At 43.3% G+C, this 21,182-nt stretch carries 19 protein-coding genes; 11 read left to right on the forward strand and 8 right to left on the reverse strand.

The window, feature by feature from the left end; translation table 11 throughout:
- On the reverse strand, nucleotides 1-809 hold an 809-nt coding region (locus tag NTX75_12155), incomplete at its 3' end, for an acyl-CoA dehydratase activase (protein MCX5816973.1).
- A 118-nt stretch (nucleotides 810-927) separates the two neighbouring features.
- On the opposite strand from NTX75_12155, the gene NTX75_12160 reads away from it, so the two are divergent.
- The 5 genes from NTX75_12160 to hemC all read left to right on the forward strand — a co-directional run bounded on the left by NTX75_12160 (nucleotide 928) and on the right by hemC (nucleotide 4,916).
- Nucleotides 928-1,200, forward strand: coding sequence for an acylphosphatase (locus NTX75_12160; GenBank protein MCX5816974.1), 273 nt, complete (start codon nucleotides 928-930; stop codon nucleotides 1,198-1,200).
- 8 nt (nucleotides 1,201-1,208) lie between these two features.
- Complete coding sequence (locus NTX75_12165; GenBank protein MCX5816975.1) at nucleotides 1,209-1,850, forward strand: bifunctional precorrin-2 dehydrogenase/sirohydrochlorin ferrochelatase; 642 nt, start codon at nucleotides 1,209-1,211, stop codon at nucleotides 1,848-1,850.
- Nucleotides 1,850-2,665 (forward strand): c-type cytochrome biogenesis protein CcsB, encoded by an 816-nt coding sequence (gene ccsB, locus NTX75_12170; GenBank protein ID MCX5816976.1) that lies wholly within the window; start codon nucleotides 1,850-1,852, stop codon nucleotides 2,663-2,665. Before NTX75_12165 ends, ccsB begins: the two co-directional genes overlap by 1 nt.
- Nucleotides 2,666-2,755: 90 nt before the next feature.
- Nucleotides 2,756-4,045: a glutamyl-tRNA reductase gene (gene hemA, locus NTX75_12175; protein MCX5816977.1), complete on the forward strand. Its 1,290-nt coding sequence runs from the start codon at nucleotides 2,756-2,758 to the stop codon at nucleotides 4,043-4,045.
- Nucleotides 4,008-4,916, forward strand: a complete 909-nt coding sequence (gene hemC / locus NTX75_12180) for a hydroxymethylbilane synthase (GenBank protein MCX5816978.1) — start codon at nucleotides 4,008-4,010, stop codon at nucleotides 4,914-4,916. The genes hemA and hemC overlap by 38 nt, the downstream gene beginning before the upstream one ends.
- 37 nt (nucleotides 4,917-4,953) lie before the next feature.
- Here the strand turns inward: hemC and NTX75_12185 are convergent, their stop codons facing one another.
- Nucleotides 4,954-5,223 (reverse strand): HU family DNA-binding protein, encoded by a 270-nt coding sequence (locus NTX75_12185; GenBank protein MCX5816979.1) that lies wholly within the window; start codon nucleotides 5,221-5,223, stop codon nucleotides 4,954-4,956.
- Nucleotides 5,224-5,599: 376 nt separating this feature from the next.
- On the opposite strand from NTX75_12185, the gene typA reads away from it, so the two are divergent.
- The 4 genes from typA (at nucleotide 5,600) to NTX75_12205 (ending at nucleotide 11,409) form a co-directional block, all read left to right on the forward strand.
- Nucleotides 5,600-7,420, forward strand: a complete 1,821-nt coding sequence (typA, locus tag NTX75_12190) for a translational GTPase TypA (GenBank protein MCX5816980.1) — start codon at nucleotides 5,600-5,602, stop codon at nucleotides 7,418-7,420.
- Nucleotides 7,421-7,475: 55 nt separating this feature from the next.
- Nucleotides 7,476-10,172, forward strand: a complete 2,697-nt coding sequence (locus NTX75_12195) for a UPF0182 family protein (protein MCX5816981.1) — start codon at nucleotides 7,476-7,478, stop codon at nucleotides 10,170-10,172.
- Nucleotides 10,173-10,402: 230 nt separating this feature from the next.
- On the forward strand, nucleotides 10,403-10,603 hold the full coding sequence (locus tag NTX75_12200) for a cold-shock protein (protein ID MCX5816982.1): 201 nt from the start codon (nucleotides 10,403-10,405) through the stop codon (nucleotides 10,601-10,603).
- 203 nt (nucleotides 10,604-10,806) lie between these two features.
- The gene (locus NTX75_12205) at nucleotides 10,807-11,409 is read left to right on the forward strand and encodes a hypothetical protein (GenBank protein MCX5816983.1); all 603 of its coding nucleotides are present in this window, start codon (nucleotides 10,807-10,809) and stop codon (nucleotides 11,407-11,409) included.
- A gap of 21 nt (nucleotides 11,410-11,430) precedes the next feature.
- On the opposite strand, the gene NTX75_12210 is transcribed toward NTX75_12205, so the two are convergent.
- From NTX75_12210 to NTX75_12225, 4 genes are all read right to left on the reverse strand, one after another.
- Nucleotides 11,431-12,519 carry a PAS domain S-box protein gene (locus NTX75_12210; GenBank protein MCX5816984.1) on the reverse strand — a complete coding sequence of 363 codons (1,089 nt, stop codon included), beginning with the start codon at nucleotides 12,517-12,519 and terminating at the stop codon, nucleotides 11,431-11,433.
- Nucleotides 12,520-12,574: 55 nt separating this feature from the next.
- Nucleotides 12,575-13,795, reverse strand: coding sequence for a YihY/virulence factor BrkB family protein (locus NTX75_12215; GenBank protein ID MCX5816985.1), 1,221 nt, complete (start codon nucleotides 13,793-13,795; stop codon nucleotides 12,575-12,577).
- Between the two features lie 54 nt (nucleotides 13,796-13,849).
- The gene (locus NTX75_12220; GenBank protein MCX5816986.1) at nucleotides 13,850-14,395 is read right to left on the reverse strand and encodes a carboxymuconolactone decarboxylase family protein; all 546 of its coding nucleotides are present in this window, start codon (nucleotides 14,393-14,395) and stop codon (nucleotides 13,850-13,852) included.
- Between the two features lie 152 nt (nucleotides 14,396-14,547).
- A complete protein-coding gene (locus NTX75_12225; protein MCX5816987.1) occupies nucleotides 14,548-15,492 on the reverse strand; it encodes a ketoacyl-ACP synthase III in 945 nt (314 codons plus the stop codon).
- 278 nt (nucleotides 15,493-15,770) lie between these two features.
- On the opposite strand from NTX75_12225, the gene NTX75_12230 reads away from it, so the two are divergent.
- Complete coding sequence (locus tag NTX75_12230; GenBank protein MCX5816988.1) at nucleotides 15,771-16,055, forward strand: hypothetical protein; 285 nt, start codon at nucleotides 15,771-15,773, stop codon at nucleotides 16,053-16,055.
- A 116-nt stretch (nucleotides 16,056-16,171) separates the two neighbouring features.
- On the opposite strand, the gene NTX75_12235 is transcribed toward NTX75_12230, so the two are convergent.
- Together NTX75_12235 and NTX75_12240 are read right to left on the reverse strand one after the other, a co-directional pair.
- The gene (locus tag NTX75_12235; protein MCX5816989.1) at nucleotides 16,172-17,032 is read right to left on the reverse strand and encodes a carcinine hydrolase/isopenicillin-N N-acyltransferase family protein; all 861 of its coding nucleotides are present in this window, start codon (nucleotides 17,030-17,032) and stop codon (nucleotides 16,172-16,174) included.
- A gap of 239 nt (nucleotides 17,033-17,271) precedes the next feature.
- Nucleotides 17,272-18,639 carry a hypothetical protein gene (locus NTX75_12240; protein MCX5816990.1) on the reverse strand — a complete coding sequence of 456 codons (1,368 nt, stop codon included), beginning with the start codon at nucleotides 18,637-18,639 and terminating at the stop codon, nucleotides 17,272-17,274.
- 99 nt (nucleotides 18,640-18,738) lie between these two features.
- On the opposite strand from NTX75_12240, the gene NTX75_12245 reads away from it, so the two are divergent.
- Entirely contained in the window at nucleotides 18,739-21,180 is a 2,442-nt protein-coding gene (locus NTX75_12245; GenBank protein ID MCX5816991.1) for a GNAT family N-acetyltransferase, read from the forward strand.
- Nucleotides 21,181-21,182: the final 2 nt, after the last annotated feature.

Raw genomic sequence — 21,182 nt, forward strand, 5'->3', positions numbered from 1 at the left:
GTAAATGTGTGTTTCAGTGTCGGATCATCGAGCACTGTGTATATAGCCCCGACAGCCCCCATAGAGGTAAAATATTCAGGAACGATAAATTCCCCATCCTGCAAGGCAAAAACGTCTCTAATTGCCCTTTTCATGCCTGCATTTGCCGCAACACCTCCTACAAATGCCACAGGATTTTTGATGTCCTTGCCTTTGGCAATATTGCTTTTGAAATTTCTCGCAAGTGCATAGCACAAGCCTGCTACAATCTCATAATCAGGGGTTGCAATCTGCTGGAGATGAATCATATCGGACTTGGCAAATACCGTACATCTTCCTGCAATCCTTGGCGGATTTTTCGACTTTAACGCCACTTCACTGAATTCTTCGATGGTAAACCTGAGCCTGGAGGCCTGCTGATCTAAAAATGAACCTGTACCGGCCGCACATAACGCATTCATTGAAAAATCCTTGATTTTCAGCCTTCCATCTTTGCTGCCATCCTCAAATATAATGAGTTTTGAATCCTCTCCGCCGATATCAATAACGCTCCTCACATGGGGGTAAAGATGGCCGAATCCCCTTGACAGGGCTACAATCTCGTTTACAAAGGATGCACCGATCAATGATGTAAACGTTTTTGCTCCTATGCCGGTTGTTGCAATGAATTCAATATCGTATGCTTTTAATGTTTCTTCAATCGCATATTTTGCTGTTACGATTGCTCTACCCTTGTGGCGCATGTATTCATTTTTTACAATACGCCCCGATTTGTCCATTACAACGAGATTTACACTGACAGAACCGACATCAATACCCACTCTAAACATACTTGTATATCCCCCAAGGCACTAAAGGTTTTGATTTTGTAAGGGTCTTATGTTACTTATAATGAAAATGGGTGTCTAATCAATAAAAAACATCAATGGCGAGTAATAAGATACCAATATGAAAAGATTACATATATTTGTGAGCGGGATGGTCCAGGGCGTTTTTTTCAGACAGAGCACGGCAATGAAAGCTAAAGAATTCGGTTTAAAAGGCTGGGTGAGAAACCTGAGGGACGGAAGAGTGGAGCTTGTCTGTGAAGGTAACGAAGATAGTTTGCATACAATGATTGCATGGTGCGAAAAGGGGCCAAAGGGAGCATTTGTCGACAGTGTAGATACCCGGTGGGAAGAATTCAAGGGTGAATTCAATAACTTTCAAATCGTATACTGAAAAAAACAGTGTCAAAAATATTCTCTAAAAATAACTATTATCCTGTGTTTTTCAACATCGGAGACAAGCTGTGTATCGTTATCGGCGGCGGGACAGTTGCAGAACAAAAAGTAAGGATACTTCTGAAGTTCAATACAAGGATCAGGGTAATAAGCCCCGTAATGACGAAAAATCTTTCCGTGCTCTCTCAAAAAGGTAAAATTGAAACTATTTCAAGGGAATATAGAGATGGTGACCTGGATGGGGCCGTACTGGTTTTTGCTGCCACCAACAAAAAAGAAATAAATGACGCTATTAAAAAAGAGGCAGTAAAAGGACATATCCCCGTCAATGTGGTGGATGACCCGGGTCTCTGTGATTTTATAGTTCCGTCCATTGTAAAAAAGAAATCCATTGTTATTGCCATTTCAACATCCGGTACCCTGCCCTTGCTGTCAAAGATACTGAGGAAGGACATCAGCAATCTGGTGTCACAAGATTATCTTACATATGCAGAAAAAATCGGTAAGTTCAGAAAGTTCCTTATAAAGGTCATACACGATAAGAAAAGAAGGAAAGAGATACTCGCTGAAATCAGCAAAACTGGCGTTAAGGAACTGGCTGGAATGGATACAAAGGCTATTAAAAGTAAATTTCTCAGAAATTCATAATGAATATTTATTTTTTTTACATATCGCTATTTTTTTATCTTCTGTCCACTGCATGCTATCTGTTATTCCTGACTATGAACAGGAATATTATTGAAAAGTTTGGCCATTATTCCCTCTTTTCAGGTTTTTGTATCCATTTTCTGGCTACCCTTGTCAGGTATTTCAATGCAGGATATACACCGATAACGAATATTTACGAGTCCCTCTCGTTTTTCAGCTTATGTATAGCAGGTTTTTTTCTTTACCTTAAGAGAATCTACAGGATAGAGATTATCGGGTGTATCGTTCTCCCCATCCTGTCTGTATTGTTAATCTGGGCCTCAACCTTTCCCGCGGAAATCAGACCCCTTCCTCCAGTGCTTAAGAGTTACTGGCTGCCAATACATACCATTTTTTCTTTTGTCGGGAATGCAATTTTTTTCATCAGCTTTTTTATATCGCTCCTGTATCTTGTTGTAGAAAGAGGTATAAAAAAGAAGAAGTTTCCATCCATCGCAACACGATTTCCTTCCCTTGAGACCCTTGATTTAATTAATTACAGGTGCATGTCCTATGGATTCCCTTTTCTTACCGTAGGAATTATTACGGGCTCGATCTGGGCGAGCGTTGCCTGGGGCTCATACTGGAGCTGGGACCCGAAGGAAACATGGTCGCTTGTCACATGGATCGTCTACGCCATACTTATCCATAACAGACTTGCAATCGGGTGGAGGGGAAGAAAAACAGCGTACATGATGATCATCGGTTTTTTTTCTATCCTCATAACCTTTCTGGGCGTTAACTTTTTTGCAGGAGGACTTCATTCGTATATTTAATTCAGCTATTAGCAGTCAGCTTTCAGCTATCAGCAAAAATAAAACAAAGGCTTAATGCTAATGGCTAACAGCTTCGAACTTGAGAAGAATATGCATATAAACGTATTTGGCCTTAACCACAACACTGCCCCGATAGAGATCAGAGAGAAACTCTACTGTTCGGAAAGTGATGTACCGGTAATCTTGAAAAAGCTGAAAGATTGGGGTTTAAATGAAAGCGTTGTTATCTCTACCTGCAACAGGACGGAAATATATTTCTGCTCCGATAATACTGAGGAGTCCATCAAAAAGATTGAGGGGCTCTTGCTGGAACACTTTGGTGCGCCACTGGATTGGCTGAAAAGCTATACCTACCGGTTCTGTGATGAAGAGGCATATAGACACTTATTCCTTGTTGCATCGGGGCTTGATTCGATGGTCGTCGGGGAGCCCCAGATACTCGGTCAGGTAAAAGATGCATACAGAATGGCAACTCTCCATAATGCGACCGGTTCTTTTCTCGATAAAGCCTTTCATAAGACTTTTAATGTTGCAAAGAGGATACGAACAGAGACAAGAATAGGATATAACCCCTTATCGATAAGCTCCATGGCAATTGAGCTTTCTAAAAAGATCTTCGGTGAGTTGAACCGGAAAAAGATACTTGTCATCGGTGCAGGCGAGATGTGTGAAATTGCACTGAAATACTTTAAAAAAGAGGGTTTAACCGAGATATTTATCACAAACAGGACTTTTCAGAATGCGCAGAAGCTCGCAGAAGACATTACAGGAATCCCCTGCCTTTTACAGGACATCCCGGACCTGCTGACGAAAGTTGATATGGTGTTGTCTTCAACGGGCTCCGAAAAACCGATTATTGATAAAGAACTTGTTGTACCCATTATGAAAAAAAGAAAGAACAGACCTCTGTTCTTTATTGATATTGCTATGCCAAGGGATATTGATCCGGAGGTAAATCACATCGAAAATGTCTATCTCTATGATATTGATGACCTCAAAGGACTCTCGCAGCAACACCTCTCCGACAGGTTGAAGGAATCAGAAAAGGCACACGCCATCATCGAAGAAGAAGTGGTTAAGTTTTCTCACTGGTTAGAACAGTTGGAAAAAAACCCGCTCATTACACATATTATCGATGTAGTGGAAGAAACAAGATCAAATGAACTGAAGAGAATGATACAGAAGATGAAATATGTTGACGAAGAAACGTTGAGAAACATGGATTTACTGACAAGGAGCATCGTTAATAAGCTTATCCACAGGCACATTTTCTTAATTAGGCAGAATGGAAGCCCTTCTTTGCTCGAAATAATGAAGCAATTGTTTAAATTTGAGGAAGAGAATGAAAAAAAAATGGACAGTGGGAACGAGGGGAAGTAAGCTCGCTCTCAAACAGACCGAAATAGTCATACAAGCCCTGAAAACATTGTATCCATACAATGAATTTGCCATAAAAATTATTAAAACAACGGGTGACACAATCTGGGACAAGCCTCTTCATCTTATTGGCGGAAAAGGACTTTTTGTAAAAGAGATTGAAGATGCCCTTTTAAAAAATGAGATCGATATGGCTGTACACAGTATGAAAGACCTCCCCACAGAGCTTGAAAATGGGCTTGTCATAGGGGCAGTCCTTGAGCGGGAAGACCCGAGAGATGTTTTTATCTCTTCAATATATGGAAGTATTCAGGATATCCGGGAAGGGTCACGTATCGGGACGAGCAGCACAAGGAGGAAGTCCCAGATTCTCCATTTCAGAAGAGGATTGGAAATTGTTCCTCTCAGGGGTAACGTTGACACGAGGATAAAGAAATTACATTCACATACCCTTGACGGGATCATCCTCGCCTATGCCGGTGTAAAAAGAATGGGTTTTGACAATTTTATAAAAGAAGTTCTCCCCTTTGAAATCATGGTGCCCCCACCAGGTCAGGGCGCTATCGGGATTGAAACGAAAGATGAAAGTGATTTCATCAAATTATTAAAACCCCTGAACCATGAAAACACTTTCCGCGAAGTCACAATAGAAAGGGAGTTACAGTCAATGATTGGAGGAGGCTGCCAGGTTCCCCTTGGAATAAACGCCAGCATAGCAAGCAATATATTAACCCTTCATGTTGTTCTCGGCAGGGAAGATGGTGAACTCCTTGTAAAAGAGATGTGTGTCGAAGATGTGAAAAATGCAAACGATACGATGTCCCGTATCCTTCAAATAATAAGAGACAAACAAAAATGCCTCTCGTTGACTTGAGAGGCATTTTTTAAGAAAACCTAATGATCGGGGTGGGCTAAACTGCTTCTTTAAAGGCTTTGCCTGCTGTAAATTTTGGCACCTTGCGGGCAGGTATCTTGATTTCCTTGCCTGTTCTCGGGTTTCTCCCCTTCCTTGCTTTTCTCTTAGATACTGAGAATGTACCGAAGCCAACGAGTGTTACCTTTTCTTCTTTTTTCAAAGCTCCCTTAACACTGTCAACAAATGCGTCCAATGCCTTGCCTGCTGCTACTTTAGAAATTTTAGCGCCCGCTGCCATTACACTGATTAATTCTGCTTTTGTCATATGTACCCCTCCTTTAGAGTATTGATTTTGGTAGCTTTAACAATAACCACCTTTTAAATACTTTATACTTCTTATTATAAAAAATATGCAACAGATTTTTTATCATTTTTAAAATTTTTTGGGGCTCTGTTTTGTGACCAACTTTTAGTAGTACGATCCTGGATGCTCGATAGTAGTTTAAACCTGTTCAATTGGTTTTATTAGTTAAACCAATTAAGACTGATGAGACAAATAGGACATGCAGTTAGAAACCTGTCTTATTAGTTAACCCTAATAGCAATTATCCCCTTGATTTAGCATGGTTTTTAAGGTATAGTATCCCTTCGATAGTCAGAAACTTCATCGAACCATTCACACTATAATACAATGAGGGAGTATGGAACAGAGCAACATTAGAAATATCGCGATCATCGCCCATGTAGACCATGGGAAAACAACACTGGTAGATCAGCTTTTCAGGCAGAGCGGGATGTTTCGTGACAATGAAGTGGTGGAAGAACGCCTCATGGATTCAATGGACCTTGAAAAAGAACGGGGTATAACGATTACTTCAAAAAACGGCTCCTTCGTTTACAAGGATTTCTTTATTAATATCATCGATACACCGGGACATGCAGATTTTGGTGGCCAGGTCGAAAGGGTTCTTAAAATGGCTGATGGCGCACTTCTCCTTGTTGATGCAGCGGAAGGGCCAATGCCACAGACCCGTTTTGTCCTCAAGAAAGCTCTTTCCCTGAAAATACCCGTTATTGTTGTGATCAATAAAATAGATAAACCGGCGGCAAGGTGTGAATGGGTAGTAGATCAGGTCTTTGATCTTTTTGTAAAACTGGATGCACCCGACGATATACTCGATTTCCCTTTCATCTATACCTCTGCAAAGGCCGGTTATGCAACATTTGACCATACCCAGAACCAGGGCACGATGATCCCGCTTTTCGAATTAATCGTTAATGCTGTTCCGCCTCCAATAGGTAATCCCGAAGCTTCTCTGCAGATGCTTGTAAGTTCCCTTGCATACTCTCCTTTTCTCGGAAGACTTGCTATAGGAAAGATAACCTCCGGACTGTTAAGCATAAACAAAGACGTTATTGTTTCAAAAACTGACGGTTCAATATCACCTGCCCGTATCACAAAGATCTACCGGTTCAAAGGCAGCAGCAAGGAAGAAGTTGAGACTGCCGGTGTCGGAGAAATCGTCGCGGTAGCCGGTATGGAGTCAATTACAGTTGGAGAGACCCTTACCGACCCTGAAAACCCTCTTCCCCTCCCCGGTATAGATATAGACCCGCCAACAATATCCATGAACTTTATCCCTAATGACTCGCCCTTTGCAGGAAAGGAAGGGAGATTCCTTACTTCACGACATATCCGTGAAAGGCTCATTCGTGAGACGCTCTCGGACGTTGCACTCGTCGTGGAAGAATTGACCGATAGCATTGGATACAAAGTATCCGGCAGGGGAGAACTTCACCTCTCCATTCTTATTGAAAAGATGCGCAGGGAGGGCTATGAATTTCAGGCTACACGGCCCAGGGTCATATTTAAAGAGGGGGATGAGGGAATACTCGAACCATACGAAGAACTCACCATCGACGTTGATGAGCAATACTCAGGAAACGTAATCGAAAACCTCGGAAAAAGGAAAGGCCTGATGGTAGAAATGCATCAGAACAAAGGGATGGTGAGGATGAGATACAGGATTCCCACCAGAGGGCTTATAGGTTTCCGTTCAGAATTTATGACCGAGACAAAAGGTATGGGCACGATGAACTACATATTTGACGGTTATGACCGGTATGCCGGTGAAATGAAGAACCGGAATAACGGAACCCTTGTGGTAATGGAAGAATGCAGCAGCGTGGCTTATGCCCTCTTCAACCTTCAGGGAAGAGGACAATTGTTTATAGGGCCCGGCGAAAAGGTCTATGGTGGCCAGATTATCGGTGAACACAGCCGCGAGAATGACCTTGTAATAAATCCTGCCAAAGGGAAAAAACTTACCAACATGAGGGCTTCCGGCTCTGATGACGCCGTTATTCTTACCCCCTTCAGAAAAATGAGCCTGGAGGATTGTATTTCATACATCAATGAAGACGAGCTTGTCGAAATAACACCCCTCTCAATCAGATTAAGGAAGATTATGCTCGATGAGACTCAGCGCAAAAGGGCAAAAATAGCCGCTGCAAAAGCGTAATAAACAAGATATAATATCAGGTAGACTGTTCAGCATATCAGTATAGGGGGTACGTATGACATTCAACCGGGCAATTCGATTCATCATATTAGCGTTACTAATTGTTTTTTTCTTCTCTGCGTCGAGAGTCATCGGCATGTACGTGGATTGGCTTTTTTTCAGAGAAGCAGGCTTCGAAGGGATATTTACAAGGGTTTTATCCGCCGAGGTGCTTACGGGTTTTGTCTTTGGTGTTGTTTTCTTCGTCTTTGTTGCTGCCAATGTCCTCTTTGCATCTATGATCAAAGTGCCTCCCATCGACGTAATGTTTATGGGTCAGATGAGGATGTCTCTTGATCCAAACAAATTCAACAAATTATTTAAAATTTTCGGTTTATTTGCTGCATGCTTCGGCGGGGCATTAAGCGCCTTATGGGGAAGCAGCCTCTGGTCACAGGCACTCGCCTTTCTCAATAGCATCAATACAGGAAAAACAGACCCGATCTTCAGCCATGATTTGAGTTTTTACCTCTTCAAACTTCCCTTATATGAATCTTTGAACGTGTATGCAGGCTTTCTCCTTTTCTTTACTATCCTCCTTGTGGGTGCAGGATATGTTACGCGGGGCGGTTTCCTTTTTCTCGGCAACAGGATATCTCTTGTAAAACGCGCAAAAGAACATATGTCCCTGCTTTTTTTTCTGTTTTTCGTGAAACTTGCCTTCGGATTATATCTCGACAGGTTCGAAACGCTCTATTCCTCACATACCGTTATTACCGGCGCTGGTTACGCTGATGTGCATGCAAAGCTCATTGTGCTTGGGATTTTGGCTCCCCTGACGTTTATCGGGGGCATTGTAATTTCCTTTGCAGTCCTTAAAGAAAAGTTTAAAATCGCACTCTATCCGGTAATCGGACTTGTTGCAATGTACCTCCTCGGAGTAGTGGCCTATCCTGGCCTCCTCCAGAATTTCAATGTGGCACCCAATGAACAGGCCATGGAAGAACCCTTCATCAGACACCACATTGCCCTCACAAAATATGGCTATAACCTCCAAAATGTTCAAATGATACCCTTTGATGTATCCTTCAGCCTTACGGCAAAGGATATAAGGAAAAACGATACGACGATCAAGAACGTTAAACTCTGGGATGAAAAACCGCTCCTCAAGACATACAGCCAGCTTCAGCAGATCAGGACCTATTACCGCTTTAACGGCATTGACACCGATCGATACACCATCGACGGGGAATACAGGCAGATGATGCTTTCCGCCAGAGAGCTCTCTTATAATGATCTTCCCAGCAAATCATGGATCAACGAAAAGTTTGTTTTTACCCATGGCAACGGCATTGTCATGGGGCCTGTGAGTAAAATTTCCAAGGACGGGTTGCCTGAATTCACCATCAAGGACATTCCGCCTTCTTCGGCCTCGAATGTGAAGATCTCGACTCCTGAAATATACTTTGGCGAGCTCACCAGCGATTATGTCATCGTAAATACTAAGGTTCCTGAATTTAGCTACCCAACATCAGAGGGTAATATATACACTTCCTATAAGGGGTCAGGCGGTGTCCGGCTTGATTCCCTGTTGAAGCGGGCTCTCTTTGCCTCCTACTTCCAAACCGCAAAGATCATCCTTTCCTCTGAGATCACAAATGACAGCCGTATCCTTTATAACAGGAACATTGTCCAGAGGGTGCAGAAGATTGCCCCTTTCCTGGTCCTCGATTCAGACCCCTACGTGGTAGTCGGGGATAACGGTAAAATCTACTGGATTATCGACGGATATTCTGTATCATCCCGGTTACCTTATTCAAAACCCCTCAAGAACAGGATAAATTACATGCGGAACTCTGTGAAGGTTGTAGTAGATGCCTATAATGGTAAGATTGATTTCTATGTCAGTGATCCCGATGATGTAATTATAAAAGTCTATGGTGCGATCTTCCCGGGTGCATTTAAACCCATCAAGGAAATGCCGGGCGATTTAAAAAAGCATGTAAGATACCCCAGGGATTTTTTCAGCGTACAGACTGCCCTGTATGCCACCTTTCACATGAATGATCCGAAGGTATTCTACAATAAGGAAGACCTCTGGGAGATACCTGTCCATAGTGAGAAGCCCATGGATGCGAACTACCTGATCATGAAGCTCCCCGAAGAACAAAGAGAGGAGTTCGTCCTTCTCGTGCCCTATACACCGGCAAAGAGGGATAATCTTGCTGCCTGGTTCGCTGCCCGCTGTGATGAACCGAATTATGGGAAACTCCTTGTATTCACGTTTCCCAGAGACAGGCTCGTCTTCGGGCCAAGACAGATTGATGCAAGGATAGACCAGGATTCATATATTTCACAACAGTTGACACTTTGGGGCCAGCGGGGATCACAGGTCATCAGGGGAAAGCTTCTTATAATCCCTATTGAAAAATCGCTCCTCTATATCCAGCCACTGTATCTTGCTGCAGAGGACAAAGGGGGATTGCCCGAACTCCGGAGGGTTATTGTTGCCTATGAGAACGACGTGGTCATGGAGGAAAACCTTGAACAGGCTCTGGCAGTGCTATTCGGGAATAGAAAAACTGCTCCGGCAACCGGGGCAGCAACCGCCGTAACAACAACGAAAAAGGCCTCTGTTCAAGACCTTGCAAAAGAAGCGGCACAGATTTTTGAAAGGGCCAAAGGACTCCAGAAACAAGGAGACTGGGCAGGCTATGGAGAACAGCTCAAGAAGCTGGAGCAGATTCTTAAGCAGATGGCAGGGCAGCAGTAAAGACCTGTTTTATTTGTTTAATTGGTTTGTTGGTCTTATTGGTTAAAGCCAATGGAACCAATTGAACAACTATTCATTAATAAATATTGCTATTTTTTTTGTTTTATGCGATAATATATTCGAAGTTTCGGAAGCATCTGTTAGTAGCAACCGCAGAAATATCCATTTTTGTTGTCTCTTCGTAACACAGTTCCGTATCCTTCAACATTCTAAAAAGGAGGTATGTCAATATGGCAAAAGGAACTGTTAAGTGGTTCAATGAGTCAAAGGGTTTTGGTTTCATTACCAAAGATGACGGCGGAGATGTGTTTGTTCACTATTCAGCCATTCAGGACAGTGGTTTTAAATCCCTGTCTGAAGGCGAGGCTGTAAACTTTGATGTTGTAAGCGGCCCGAAAGGTCCGAGCGCAGCAAACGTAGTAAAAGGCTAAGACCATAAAGCAGGTTCAGATCATCTGGACCTGCTTCCTTAAAATTCACTCAAACCCATTCAAATTGATCCGCCTTTCATGAAAAGATGTGTTTTTTTTCTTCGTAGTATTAATGGGCGCTATGTGATATAATAAATACATGTAGCCATAAACAATACCTACCGCAACATCGGAAACAAGAATAGCTTAGCGAGGGGTAAATAATGAAAAAACCGCATACAAATGATGGTGAATTGCCGAAAAACCAATCTTCTATTCAAAAGATTGCCCATGAAAAACTTTCCGGGGAAATTAAGAAGGGAAATTTATTTTCCAGCATGGCAGACGCTGAGCATTTATATGAAGCCAAAAAAGCCCTTGACAAAGGCTATAAGCTTAATCCAAACCCTTTAAAAACAGAATGGGGAAGAGTAAACGATGCGAAAAAACATCTTAAGGCAATTGGGCCGGAATCATCTGAATATGTCGCAGCACAGGGGCTTATGCACAAAACCCACACAAGAGAAAGGCATATTGAGCATGTATCTATAAATGTTGCGAATCAGATTATGATCAAACAGCGTGAAATGCTGACAAGTGAATTGGAACAGTATTACGTCACCAGGGGTATATTTGTTGACATAGAGTTGAGCGGTCCGGATAAGACATATATGAAATTATCATCTTCACTGTTTCGCGAAGCATCGATTGATAAAATTGCAGATGGGACCAAGTTCTTCGCCCATCTCAAGAGAGCCGGCTTTAAAAGAATTATCTTAGAGGACAATGAAGACAATGCATGGACATACAGCTTTGCAAAGTCGTAATGGAACATTCTTGCCCGTGCCTTAGAGAAGCTTCGTCCGAATCTCCCGGCGCCGTTCTCTGGGAAGGACAATACAAATCTCGGTTCCTTTCTCAGGTACAGTGTCAACATCAATCTGACCTTTATGCTCTTGAACGATTCGTTTTGCCATGGTGAGCCCCAGACCCAGGTAGTTGAATTTAGTAGTAAAGAAAGGATCGAAGATGTAAGGAAGGTCTTTGGGCAGAATCCCGTCTCCGCTGTCCTTTACCCGTATGAACGCCTCGCTGCCGACAATATCACCGGTTACGGTTACCTCGCCGCTGTCCGGAATTGCCTCCAGAGCATTCTGTACGATGCACTGGACAACTCGAATGAGTAAAGCAAGATCACCAAAGAGTGGCGTTACAGGGAGAACTCCCGGATCAGGAAATGTAATTATCACAGGATTCCCCTCCAAGCGAATGAAGGCATTTCTAACCCCCTCAAAAATTTCAGAGAGGGTTAAAGGTGAATAACGGGCCGGATAAACTTTGGCAAACTCCACCAACCGGTCGATTATGTATTCCAAACGCCTTGACTCATCATGAATAATCGTGGTGTAGCGGGAGAACTCCTCATTGGATACCTTTTCCTTGGCCAATCGTAAGGCAAACCCTCCAATGGAGACTATGGGATTTCGAATCTGGTGGGAAATTTGATCGGTTATCATCCCAAGCCCGACAAATCTCTCTGAGCCGATGTATTCTTTTTCCATCCTTTTAAGATGAGTGATATCCTGCATGGTAAAAATTATTAACTCATGGCCATTTGAATCCCCTTTGTACAGGGCAGTGGAAAGGTTAACGAAAAACGAACTCCCATCTTTCCTGTGTAAAAGAGCCTCTCCTTCAAAGCCCCTGCCTCCCAAGGTAATTTTCATGATATTGGAGAGGAATATCTGCGTATCATCTGGAAGAAAGAGTATCTCGATGGATTTACCGTTCAGAGAACCACTGGAGTAACCGAACAGTTCTGCTGCTAAATTGTTGGTAAAACGGATATGTCCCTGGTTATCGGTGAGGATAATACCAGTCTTAACAACCTCGACCAACGTATTGCTCAGACTTTGTGACCAGGATATAGAATCCATTTTCTCCCTTCCTCTTTTCTGTTTTATATTCGATTACAAATCATTATTTTTATCATCAAATACTCTCATTTGTTGACTTAAGTCTTAAAGCCATCTCTTTAAGAATAGCAAGGACAATCTCCGGGCTTTCCCTCAGGATAGTTTCAAAGTTCTCCCGTGAAATGATCACAAGCCTTGTGTGGTGTTCCAGTGCTCTCGCCGTTGCAGTTCTCGGAGCATCGAGCAACATGGACATTTCGCCAAAATAATCACCACTTTTCATGGTTTTGATGACCTTATCTTTCCTGCTTATGCTGACAAAACCCGACATGACGAAGAACATGACATCGCCATCCTCCTCCTCAAAAAAAACAACATCCCCTTTATCGTAGACTTTGATATATCTGTTAATGAATTTTTCTGGAATACCTCCGGCATGTTCCGCGCCGAGGAAAAGTTTTTTCAACAGAAGTACCTCTCTTTTCTCGATATTCACTATGATTTCCGCCCCGAAGAGGATTACCAGAAAGCAATAATACACCCAGATGATCATGATAAAAAATATCTTCATGGAACCAAAAGCGACACCGTAATTGGGGTTGAAACTGAGGAAACGGGTAAAAAGGCTTTTCATCACAACGAGGAGGATGGCTGTAATTACGGATACCGTTACAATATGACGGGTCTTGAGCCTCACGGGTTGCAAAGTAACATACACTGTCACCATGCATATGCTTGCCACTATGAATGATGTGAGAGCATCCCCGCTGTTTTTTAAAAAAATACCTTCGATGAAAGGGCGGATATAAAAGTTATATGTCATTTCACCCGCGACAAGGGCAACAAAGAGGGCAATCATAATGAAAGTTGTTGTAATATTGATGAGTTGCAGCCGGAGAAAGGATATTTCCTGTGTAATATTGAACACCTTGAGAAAAGCCGTCCGCAGGGAATCGCTAACCGACATGAGAGACACAAAAATCATGGAGAGGCTTACAATCCCCCAGGTGATCCTGTAGCTGGTAGGAAAGTAGAATTCCTTGATCGTGAAGCCATCAAGGGTCGGGAATATATGCGACATGAGGTTTTCGATACCATTAATAACTTGATGCGAAAAGCCAGTGTAGCTGCCGAAAAGGTATGCCACGAAGAAAAGGAGCGGGATAATCGAAAAAAACCCGTACGATGCAAGTGCAACAGACATTTCAAAATTGTTGTGACGTATAAAAGATTTTATTGATTCCTTAACGATGACAAGGGTAATCCCGGCGGGCTCTTTGTTTCTTCCGTACATCATACGGCAATGAACATCCTTTTAGAATCGAACAGAGCGGATTGCAGAGTCATCAGATTAAAACGGATATTCTTTACCATCGGGTAACGGAATGTCGAAGGCAAACATGACGGCAGCTATCATCTGGTAAAAACCACACAAGACAACCAGCTCGACGACACCTTTCACCCCTGATGCTTTTATAAGTTCATCCTGGATGTCCCGCGGGATGGGCTGACGTTCAAGGACATGCTGGACAGCGGTGAATGCCGACTGCTGAATCTGATCTAATCCTTGTGGAACACTCTCTGTTCGTATCGCCTCAATAACAGTTTCCGGGATGCCTTCCTGTATAGCCATTGGCACATGCATAACCCACTCATATGCAGCACCTATCCTCCGGGCTATAAAAAGAATGACTAATTCCCGGACAGAACCAGGTAAAACTCCCGTGCCAAATCTCAAATAACTCCCGAGATCGCCTATGCGCCTGGCAAGTTCGGGATGGTTGAGCAAGCTTCTGTAAAGATCGTAGATATAACCCCTTTTGGATACAAGTTCGTTATAGATTTCTTCTATTTCAGAGGAAAGTGGTGATGTTATCGGATCGGGAAGTTTTGACATAAAACAAGTCCCTCAATTACCGGGGCTTACGTCGCCCCCTCCACCGGCAAAGCCACGACCCGCTTTGCGGGTGCCCCGGCCTCCCCCTCTCGCTCGCTTATGCTCGCTGAATAGATTCACACAAGTGGCGCTGGGTAAGCATTAGAATTTACTCACTTCTTTAAAAGCATTGCACCGCTTGAGTACCCTCCCCCGAAAACGGTGATAACGATCAATTCGTCTTTCAGGAATCTGTCCCAGTTTTGCGAGAGGGCAACAAGCGTGCTTGCACAGCCTGTATTCCCTATATCTTCGATGTTCATGATCCGCTGCCCGTTTCGTAATCCAAGGGTTTTTGCAACATTGTCGATTATCCTGAAATTGGCCTGGTGCGGTATCAGGTAGTCAATGTCGTCCAGCGTAAAATGGTTCTTTTTTATGATGTTTTCAACTTCAGAAACCATGTATTTGCAGGCATAGACAAAGATATCTTTCCCGTAGGGCATTTGCAGACCCCCATTTCTAGGCCTTAAATACACCCCCTCTATACCCTTTCCGATATGCCCGAGCCCGGTCGTATTCAGGTCAAGAATTTTTATGTCTTTTTCCGAATCCTTCTCTTTTGAAATAAAGGCAGCCGCAGCGCCATCTCCCCACAGATAGCCTGATTGTTCGTCTCTGTCGTTGTTGTATGCGCTGTTGTGTTCTGAAGTAATCACAATCGCTCTTTGGGCTTTGTTTGTGGCGAAATACCCTTCAACAATCTCTACTGCGTTGAGAAATGATGAACATGCCGAAGTAATGGTGATGGCCTTTGCCCGGTGAATATTGAAATAACCCTGTACCGCATGGGCAAGCGTTCCAATGGTATCATACGGTGTGTACGTGGCGCCGACAATCAGATCAACATCGCTCAGCGAATATGGAAGTCTGCTTATTGCAGACTTCATTGCTTCTATCGACATAGTGTTCGTATTCTCGTCAGGCCCTGCCTTTGTTCTTCTCTTGATGCCTGACCTTTTATATATCCACTCGTCAGTTAATCCGTTTAAATTTGTGTAGTGATCATTTGAAATGATTATTTCAGGCAAATAATGGCAAACTGCGTTGATATACATATGTACCGCTATATAAGAGCGAATTCCTTTCTTAAGGTTCTGGCATTGAAACCAGAATCCTTTTTATTAAATTATCCCTGAAATATCATTTAAAGAAGCTCATAGCAGCCTGCCGGGAAACTACAATCCAAAAAAATATCTTTTTTACAATAAACACTTGTATCAAGTCAAGAGCATACCAGTAATATGCCCCGGTGTCAATGTGAAAATGTCCGTAAATATCTGTTGCAATAAAATTCTGATTGCGAGAGAATACATTCCATCGTGAGAACTCTTATATGAAAAGATTATGCGGTATTTTCCCATTTGTTATTGCTTTGTTTTCGCTTGCCATGCTTTCGGGCTGTGCCGGTCCATCCTCCGTCACGTATTCTACAGGTGACGGTTGGTTTGAAACCTCTTCTGAAACAGTGGAATACGATGGCAGAGGCGGGTCAAGGGTTGTAGCCGAAGATGGTCTGCCGCTTGAGGATGCAAGCGGTTTTAAGGAAGAACAGAATCTTACTGATTATGGACTTGGCAGGGAGTATGGACTCGAGGAAGGCCGGGGGCTGATGCCCTAACAAACATCCCCGCACCCCAACCTCCCCTGTTGCGCAAGAAACCTCTTTTTACTATTAAGCGCCGTACATCAGGGATATCCCTTATGTATCATAAGTTACTGTTTTTCACCAATTTTTCACTCTGAACCAGACACAGAGAATAACGAAAAATCTAATTTTCCTGTAAAAATGCTATCCGGTTCATCCGGATTTGAAATCTTCATGTATATTTCTGGTAAACCTGACACAGGGATGGATACAATAAAGCTTGCCAGGGTACGCACTTTGCCGGATGTACTTCCCGTCCTCCATAGAGCATAATCAGACCCCCCTGCCCTGTCTTCGCTTATCATGATAAAATCATTCATGGTAAATGGTTTTTCAGACGAAGTCAGATAATTTTGGATGCGTTTGAGTCTGGCTTCACTATTCACACTTCTGTGTTCATTAGCCTGGGTCAAATTCGCATCTGTATAATGGTTTGCAAAAGCCAGTATCCCATTCTCAATGTCTTTTATTGCTATTTTACCGCCGGGAGCCACTTCAATCATGGCAACCCTTGAAGAATCGGCAACCATATATAAAGCAGGGTGACTTTTTATGAAAATATCCCGACGTGACAAAACAGCATTGACAGAATCAAATGTTGTAAGGATTCTCTCTGTTGTATCTTCAGTTGCTACATGTCTTTTTTCTCTTGGTACACTGGTTACCGAAGCGTTTAAAACTGCCAGTCCCTTCTCATTGATGCCGCCAACAATATACCCATCGACTTCAGCGTCATAAAGACCAAAGACATTAAAACCATTGAGAGGGAAAAGAAGTCTCGGATGTGTTGAAAGATTCGGGGAGTTATCACGGTTTTTTGCAATGATGGTTCCTTTAATATTTACCTTCTGTCCTGTGGCGCCCCAGACGGTACATCCCCGGGCAGATGGCACATTTATAATCAACACTGCCCCTATAATAAGGAAGAAAAAAATGATCCGGACTCTCATGCATACACCCTGTTGTTCTTCCACCCCTTTTTTCCTATCATCCCGTGAGGCAGATAGAACATCCCAACTTTTCCGGACACTGGTTTACAGACATGAGGCTTTATGTCGGCATCGGAAGTTAGGGACCGCATAAATGCATTATATCACAATAAACTAATTTCATTGAAAAATCCTTATTTTTGATCTCAGTAGCCAGATACCTTATCTCAGATTGAATAAAAATCTGCCACCTGTAATTGTTAATCTGAAATCCCCAGTCCCAAATCCCGGATTACCTTCTCTGCTAAAATCTTTGCGGCTTTTGTCAATTCAGCCCTGAGAATGAGAGGGCCATCGGCACTGCAATATGCAGCAAATTGACGGCATTCGGAAGATACGGGTACAGGTAAAATATAGCGATCCCTGCCGCGGGGTCTCCCTTTCTGTAAAAATGTGTACTGCAGAATAGAATCAGAGATATATTTCTCTGTCATAACATCCTGCAGGCGGGCACGCATTTCCACCTCAACGCAGAAAGTCCAGTTTTCGTTACATTCACGGAGGACAACCCTCTGGATATTGGCATACAGGATACCCCTCAAATCCTTATCCTTCGCTACCTGCAACGCGCCATCATTTACAGACAGATCTGGCTGTTTTGCTATTTCCCGGATGTGCCGGCTCTTTAAAAGTGCCCTTGTTACCTCGGTTATCAGGTCAAAATACTGAAATTCCTTTGCGATTATTTCCATGCATGGGGTCCAGACAAAAACTCCATAAGGATAAAACGGCAGATAAAATGGTACACTCAGCGGGCCACCCGCAAAAAAGGCATAATTAGGAAGGACAACACGATCCCTGCTCATTTCAATCCAGTCAGGAGAATCGGGGCTAAGCTGGCCTGATATTTCAGCGCCTATATATGTTAAGCGTTGGACATTTGTCCTATCAGGCATGCCGTATCTTTCCATAATAGCTGTTTTTACTGAACCATATTGACTAAAATCAGTTTGAGCCACCATTGAAGCCGATTCTGTCTCGTCAACAACGTGAACATCTGTACACTCCTCAACATTCCATGACAATTCCGCTTGACCTTTACATGAAAAAGAAAAGGAGCCTATATACAGCAAAGAGCTGCCCTTCGGTACACGGAACCAGAAGGTGGAAAGGCTCATGGTTTTTCCGAATATCTGACGGGTCAATTTACCGGTCTCTGCATCAATTTTGTCCGGCCCGGCATCCTGAGCCGTGTAACCCGGGATAACAGTAAAGTGATAGGTGCCTGGTTCCAGAACGAAATATGCCCACCCTTTTGTTCTTGCTTCTGAAGAGGGAAATGAAGTAAGCGTGTATTCTTTCGGTATTTCATCCCTGTCCAGATTTGCCATTTCTATAAAAAAATCAGAGTCTTTCAAGGGGCTGTCAACCATGTCACCGGAAAATTTTAAAAGAACGATTGATTTGTTATGAAGCCTTATCGCCTCAGCCTTGGATGATCCTGGTGGCCCGATGGTTGTGCATCCATGGAGAAGTGTTGCAAGTATTGCAGCCGCAATGAAACAAATAAGTACTTTTTGGAGATGCATTGTCATGAAAAACATAACAGAGCAGAGGTTTGAATTCAAGGAGCTTCTTGTAGTTAATAATTGTATACCGTTGCATACTTTTTGCGCTAATGCTATCCTGAAAGACAAGCAATTAAGTGATTGAGAGGGTGAAAGGCTGTGGGCGATCTGAAAAAAATGTTTGATCCTGAAACGGTCGTTTTTGTTGGCGCTGACGACCATGAGGGTTCTATTGAAAGGGCAATACTCGACAACCTCCTTTCATCGCATAAAAGGCGTCTGTATGCTGTCAACAGTAACAAAAGCAAGGCGCTCCATCTCGATTGCCGCCCCACTGTGGGTGATATTGATGACCATATCGACCTTGCCGTCATCGTAGCGCCGGACGAATCTGTTCTCAACAGAATTGAGGAGTGTGCCAAAAAAGGTGTTGAAGGAGCAGTTGTCATATCTACAGGACCCCGGACATCCACGAATGACAGGAAATGTTTTGAAGCACGCATATGGGAGATCAGAAAAAACTCCGGTATGAGGATTATCGGTCCTGACAGCAACGGTATTATTCTGCCTAATACCAGCCTGAAAGCAACGTTTCTCAAGGCGGATCCTGCCCCGGGAAGTACGGCCTTTATCTCCCAGAGCAGCACCATAGGAAATGCCATGTTGTATCGGGGGGTTGCTCATCGCATCGGTTTCAGCATGTTCATTTCTCTCGGCTCTATGGTTGATGTAGATTTTGCCGATATTATTGATTTTCTACAGGAAGACTATTTTACAAAAAGTATTATGCTTTATGTGGAACATATCAGAGATGCAAAGAAATTCTTAAGCGCCTCACGCTGTTTCGCACGAAACAAGCCTATCGTTGTTCTGAAACCGGGCAGATACCCCCAAAGCGCAGAGGCACTCACTGCTCATGCAGGCAAGGAGACCGGAACGGATGCTGTTTATGATGCCGCGTTCAAACGCGTCGGCATAGTCAGAGCTAAGGAAACCGAGGATTTCTTTGATACCGCTGAGGTTCTTGTTTCGAAATCTCTTCCTAGGGGGTCAAGGCTTGCCGTTATTACAAATTCAGGGGGCATAGGTATTATTATTTGCGATACCCTGACAGAACAGAAAGGACGACTCGCCGGATTATCAGAGGTCAGCGTTGAAAGACTTAGCCGGATAATACCCGGTTCATGGAGCGTTAGGAACCCTCTTGACATTCTGGAGGATGCAGATGTGGAAAGATATGTTGAGGTAACCGATATTTGCATGAAAGACGAAGGTGTTGACGGTATAATCGTCGTCTATGCACCGACTTCACATTGTGATCCGTCAGAACTGGCAAAGAGCTTGGCAGGGCTCTCAAAGAAGACAGCAAAACCGCTAATAGCTGTATGGATGGGCGGCCAATATTCGAGTGAAGGCATAGATTATTTCCGGGAGGCCGCAGTGCCTGTTTATGAAACGCCGGAAGACGCCGTCAGGGCATATATGTATATGTATAATTACCATCAGGGCATCGAATTGCTCAACGAGACGCCGGAAGAGGTCCCTCAAAATGAAATGCGATTAACAAACCATCTGAGAGTTATTGTCCGCAATGCGATAAGAGATGGCAAAGAAATTTTTGCCGGAGAAGATGTGGTCGGTTTTCTCGGAAACTATGGCATTCCCGTTCTTAAAGGAACTCTCCATGGTGAAAAAAATGTGGCGCAAGAGAACATAATTGATGAATGGGCGTTGAGATGCATAAGAGATGTTGATTTCGGTGCTGTTATCCTTTTGATATCCATGAGCAGTAAAATGCGGAGCCGAACCGGTTTTGCCGTTGGGTTGCCTCCTCTCAACCGCGTGCTCGCAAGGCGTTTGATGGAAGAGGCAGAATTCCCAATGGAACACAGGTTTGTTGTAAAGCAAATGGAAGAGACTCTTATAAATTTTTCCAATCTCATTGCCGATTTTCCCGAATTTACCGAGATAGAAATAGAATCTGTTGTAATAGCTGATAACAAGATGTACGCAAAGAGTGCGACTATTCAGATAGATAAGGGCTATCAAAAAGGCATCGTTCAATATCCACACCTCGTTATTATGCCCTATCCGTCACGGTATATCATGCCGTGGAAACTCCGTGACGGAAGAGACGTTATATTAAGACCTCTCAGAGCTGAGGACGAACCTCTGATAAAGGAAATGATGTCTTCTTTATCGGAAGAGACGCTACGGGTGAGGTTTTTTGTTGTCATGGAGATTAATCACAGAATGCTCATGCAATTTTGCAACATAGATTACGACAGGGAGATAGCAATTGTTGCCGAATTAAAAGATGGCGACAGCAAGAGGATCATAGGCGGCGGGCGGCTCATAGTCGAGCCGGATTCTGAAAGCGGCCAATTCGCACTTCTCGTTTCTGACGATTTTCAAAGACAGGGGATGGGCGAGAAGTTCCTTGATATTACAATAGGTATTGCACAGGACAAGGGATTGCGGGAGATTTACGGCATTGTACTAACTGAAAATGATAAAATGCTCGAATTAAGCAGGAAAATGGGATTCAAATCATCCAAACTACCTGACGGCATCACCAGAGTATCGCTGGAATTAAAATAATT

It is taken from the genome of Pseudomonadota bacterium, assembly GCA_026388315.1.
GTDB lineage: Bacteria > Desulfobacterota > Syntrophorhabdia > Syntrophorhabdales > Syntrophorhabdaceae > MWEV01.